The organism is Marisediminitalea oceani (genome assembly GCF_003731635.1).
In the GTDB taxonomy this organism is placed as follows: domain Bacteria; phylum Pseudomonadota; class Gammaproteobacteria; order Enterobacterales; family Alteromonadaceae; genus Alteromonas; species Alteromonas oceani.
Genome location: NZ_RCUA01000059.1, coordinates 1 through 4,519, shown reverse-complemented (window position 1 = coordinate 4,519; position 4,519 = coordinate 1). Strand labels below are relative to the sequence as shown.

The 4,519-nt window shown below is 39.5% G+C and carries 4 protein-coding genes; 2 read left to right on the top strand and 2 right to left on the bottom strand.

The annotated features are described in order from the left end of the window. Window positions 1-556 precede the first annotated feature (556 nt). Complete coding sequence (locus D9T21_RS15990; protein WP_123325951.1) at window positions 557-1,990, bottom strand: sensor histidine kinase; 1,434 nt, start codon at window positions 1,988-1,990, stop codon at window positions 557-559. Then, window positions 1,974-2,663, bottom strand: a complete 690-nt coding sequence (locus D9T21_RS15985) for a response regulator transcription factor (RefSeq protein ID WP_123325956.1) — start codon at window positions 2,661-2,663, stop codon at window positions 1,974-1,976. The genes D9T21_RS15990 and D9T21_RS15985 overlap by 17 nt, the downstream gene beginning before the upstream one ends. Window positions 2,664-3,059: 396 nt before the next feature. On the opposite strand from D9T21_RS15985, the gene D9T21_RS23295 reads away from it, so the two are divergent. Next, complete coding sequence (locus tag D9T21_RS23295) at window positions 3,060-3,410, top strand: LNS2 domain-containing protein (protein WP_420884657.1); 351 nt, start codon at window positions 3,060-3,062, stop codon at window positions 3,408-3,410. Window positions 3,411-3,552: 142 nt separating this feature from the next. Next, on the top strand, window positions 3,553-4,317 hold the full coding sequence (locus D9T21_RS15975) for a glycosyltransferase family 2 protein (protein ID WP_123325955.1): 765 nt from the start codon (window positions 3,553-3,555) through the stop codon (window positions 4,315-4,317). Window positions 4,318-4,519: the final 202 nt, after the last annotated feature.

Here is a 4,519-nt window from a genome sequence, read left to right as displayed (position 1 = left end):
AAATTAACGAGCGACTTAGATAAAATGGGGTGATCCGGGTCTATATTGATCGCTTACGCTTTAGCTGACTACTGGCAATAATTAACTGTTGGCTCACGAGCAGTAGAAAATGTAACTTAACATGCAGTCATGATCTCACGTTAGGAACTTATTCGGATCTTCCCTAGTATCAATTGAATAACATTTTTATGCTGTTTCTAATTATTTCATCGATCTCGGGACATTCATTGAGACAGGTAACGTTAATCTATATTAGGATAACCTATTGTCAGCAAGTGTTTTTCAACAGTTTCTTGGTAGAACTCTGCAAAAAAATCGTAAAGTCATTTTATCGTTGTACGCCCAATGAGTTGAATGGAAGCATTGACTTGTTCCAGCAGCAATTATCCGTGACAAGGAACAGGTGGCCGAAAACTTTTTTGATCTCTACTACATACCAAATTCGAAAGCTAGGTTACGTTTCATTACCCTATTTTTATTCTCTTGCTAAGTCGCAGTCTCTCTTTTCAGGAGTGATATTAAGGCTAAGGTTACAGTAACTTAAGCCTGCCAAAGATTACGGACCAATAGTTTCATTTTTAAAAGTCAACAAAAACGATATGTCTTCTTCGGCGGTTTTGGTTACAGAAACTTCTGCACATACAGCGTCGCACAATGCATCTACTATAGAAAGGCCTAGCCCAAAGTTATCTTCAGATGTTCTAGAAGCATCTTTTTGCCAAAGCGGTTCAAACATATGCTTTAGATCGTCCTCATTAATCTCTGTCCCCACCTTATTTGTCACTCTGAGGTAAACATTCCTAGAACAATTTACACCACAGTTCACAAGTATTTCTGTATCAGTTTTTCCGTGTTCGATAGCGTTATCTATCAGATTATTTATTATCGATTCTACTGCAACGCGATTGCTCTTGACGCTTAATTGAAAATTGGAGCTAACCTCCACCTTAACATTTCTTGCTTCTTTTATCTCAATAAGTTGAGTTACTAATTTTTGGATATCTATCTCATCAGTAAGCTCAAGGCTCTTAAAACTATACTTTTGAATTAACATAAGGCCAGAAATAATATTTTTCATTCTTGTGCCTATTTGCAACACACGTGGCTTAAAATCCTTTTCTAATCTTATTTCTCCTGGAAACTTAATCGCTACTTCGGTCATATTTATCAATTCAGAGACTGGTGTTTTTAGCTCGTGAGCGATGTCCGAAGTCAATCTCTTCTCGCGCAGGTAAAGCGAATAATTATCTTCAATAAAGTGATTCAAGCTTTGGGTGATTGGTTCCAACTCCTCAACATCATTTTGAAACGCATCATGTTTTTGCCTAATGGTAAATCGTAGTCCTTTTATCTTGGCGTTTAAGGTATCTAAGGGTGCCAGAGCATATGACACAGTGTTGCGCACGGCAAATCGAACAACTAAGGGCACGATAATTAATGCTAATAGAAAAGCACCATCAATAAACCACAATGTAAAATTTAACAGTTCTGTAGATGTTGCGTACGCGATAACCATTGACGGGCGTGTATCGTTACCCATGACGCGATAAAATTCAGCTCTGTCTTCTGAATCAATCTGAGGTATATATCGAGTGTAAATTACCCGACCAGTACGGCCATCGGGCAGAGTAATATCCTGGAAAGAATATTCTTCCAGGGCAATGCTGCTGAAAGGCAATTCATTGATGGTGTAAAGCGCCAGAGTATCTGATTTTTCAAACGTTGAGTCTTTGTACCAAAGTTGAAAATACTCGGGGGAAGATGTCCCTTCAAACTCAGGCAAATACTCTCCTGCAAATTCGAACTCCACACCCTCGACATCTTCATTTACCAAGCTCTGAAGCATACCAACCTTTGCCTTCATAGCCTGGTTAAATTCTTGTTCGACCCAAGAATCAACGCCAATATCTGCTGCAAGCAAAACGGCGATGACTAGCAGTGAAATAATGATAGAAAGTCTTCGTGTTAATGTTTTACGTATTGATTTCATTAGCTTCTACAACAGTGTAGCCAAACCCACGTTTACTTTTAATGGGTAGAGACGTCCCGCTTTCCCTTACTTTTTTCCTTGCTGAGGAAAGGTGAGCTTCAATAGCATTTTTTGAGACATGATCATAACTTCCAGAAATAAATTCACTCAGCATTTCTGATGTAACTATCTTGTGTCTATTGAGGAAAATACATTCAACAATTTTGTACTCATTTGGGGTCAGGTTGATATCGCTATTATTGTATGAAAGCGTTTTGAACTGTATGTTGAGTGTCAAACCGTTGATGGTAACTTGGTCATTGAGACAATGTGCCGCTCCTCTCCTCATCAGGCTAAGTAGCCGAGCAGTCAATTCGTCAAACGAGAACGGCTTAGAAAGGTAGTCGTCTGCTCCTGCCAATAGCCCCGCTACTTTGTCTTCTGACTCAGATCGCGCAGATAAGATGATAACCTTTGTTTCTAAATGTCTTTTTCGTAACGTTTCAAGAATAGTCATGCCGTCCAGCTCTGGCAACATCATATCAAGGATGATTATTTCGTAGCTACCAAGCAACGCCATACTCAATCCCTCAGAGCCAGTGCCAGCAGTATCGACTGAGTAGCCCAATTTTTCTAAGCCTAAGCTCAAACTGTTTCTTAGTGATAAGGAGTCTTCTATCAGAAGTATTCTCATAATTTGAACGTCAATTTTAAAGTTATTTGAGTATACCTTCTCAACCTTAAGATTTGCTGAAGAAGCTATTGAACAGGTGCTTATAGTTAACCTATGTACACGTGGTTCTATTAGCATAAATCGATTGGTTCCTTCTGTAGCTCTTAAGTTTATCTCGATATTATGTTCATCTTAATAACTATCTTGTGACTAACGATGAAGGCTTATTTTATATCAGCCCTGCTACTTAGTGGATGCTCAGTAACCCCTACAGAAATTTCTGCCCCCAATGGTAACAGTGACAAGGCTGTCATTTTTGACATCGATGGAACATTGACCCCCTGTAACGCCTGCATTTTTTCTGAAAGAGAAAATGCGTCTGAACTTGTTCAAACATACGCTGATAACGGCTTCTAAATTATCTATCTGACTGCGCGAAATGTATACTTCCAGTTCAACATTCCATTTTTTTTATCCCGTTACCATTTCCCAGATAGAGATATTCAGGTGGCGAATTCGATGGCTGAGCGAAAAAACTTTAAAACGTTTAAACTAAATATTCTAAAGCGTTACACGGAGTCTGGCTGGACACTTTTTGCTGCTTATGGTGATTCAAGCACTGACTTTGCGGCTTATTTGGCCGCAGGCGTTCCTCAGAACAAAATATTTGCAATAACAAGACAAGGTAATTGTAAGTGCAAGCCAGGGCCGTGGCGAAAGTGCTACGATAGCAGGTCGAAACACACTCCTATAGCGTTCCCTCCTTAACCAGCCTCTTTTTTCCTGAGCGATTAGGACATTATTACCTCAATTAAAAGACTCTTCATAAGCGTATCTTAAGTTTCGTTTGTTAGAGTTTTACTGTCGAAAATAAAATTTGCTTGATATTGAGGCTTTGACAGAGGGCTACGTGCGAATTTCAGTTGTAATACCAGCGAAAAACGAAGAAGAAAATTTAAAACCCTTAATTGAGGAAATTTATAGAGCATTGATAGATGTAGTAAACTTCGAAGTCATCTATGTCGATGATGGAAGTACGGATAAGACATTTGAGAACTTGCTTTATCTGAAAGCGAGTGGCTTTGACAGAGTTAACGTACTACGGCATAAGCATTCGGTGGGACAAAGTACAGCTATTCGGACAGGGGTGAGCCATGCTGATGGAGAACTTGTAGTTACACTTGATGCGGATGGGCAGAATGATCCCTCTGATATACCAAACCTCCTGACTATGGCCTCTCAATTTCCGTTAGGGAGTCACTTTTGCATTGCTGGTCATCGTAAAAACAGAAAGGATACAGCTTGGAAAAGATTTCAGTCAAAACTAGCAAATTCTGTAAGAAGTAAATTTCTTAATGATGATACACCTGACACCGGATGTGGCTTAAAGGTCTTTCCAAAACAAACATTCCTCGATTTACCCTATTTTGATCATATGCATCGTTTTCTGCCAGCACTGATCCGGCGACAAGGTGGGATCATTAAAGTTGTTGAAGTGAATCACAGAGACAGGCAATTTGGAAAATCAAAATATAATATGTTAGGACGGCTTGGGGTCGGACTAATTGATATGGCAGGAGTTTATTGGCTTCAGAAACGTAATAAACTTAATTGCATACACCGGAGCAAACCGGACATCGATTCCGGCTTTATCCGGACACCCTTTCCGTTTTAATCCGGACACCGATTCCGGGATAAACCAGCCAGTTTTCGTCTAACTCCGGAATCATTGTCCGGAATGCCGGAATACCTCTCTTTTCTCTTTTAAATCAATTAGTCACTATCCTCGTTATCAATTGAATTATAGCGAGGACGTGAACATGACAAAAAAGAGGACATCTATGGCAAATATCAAAGAGATTTTGCGCCTTAAATTC

Coding starts and splice junctions, on each gene's coding strand:
- D9T21_RS15990 (WP_123325951.1), bottom strand. CDS start 1,990: ATGAAATCAATACGTAAAACATTAACACGAAGACTTTCTATCATTATT.
- D9T21_RS15985 (WP_123325956.1), bottom strand. CDS start 2,663: ATGAGAATACTTCTGATAGAAGACTCCTTATCACTAAGAAACAGTTTG.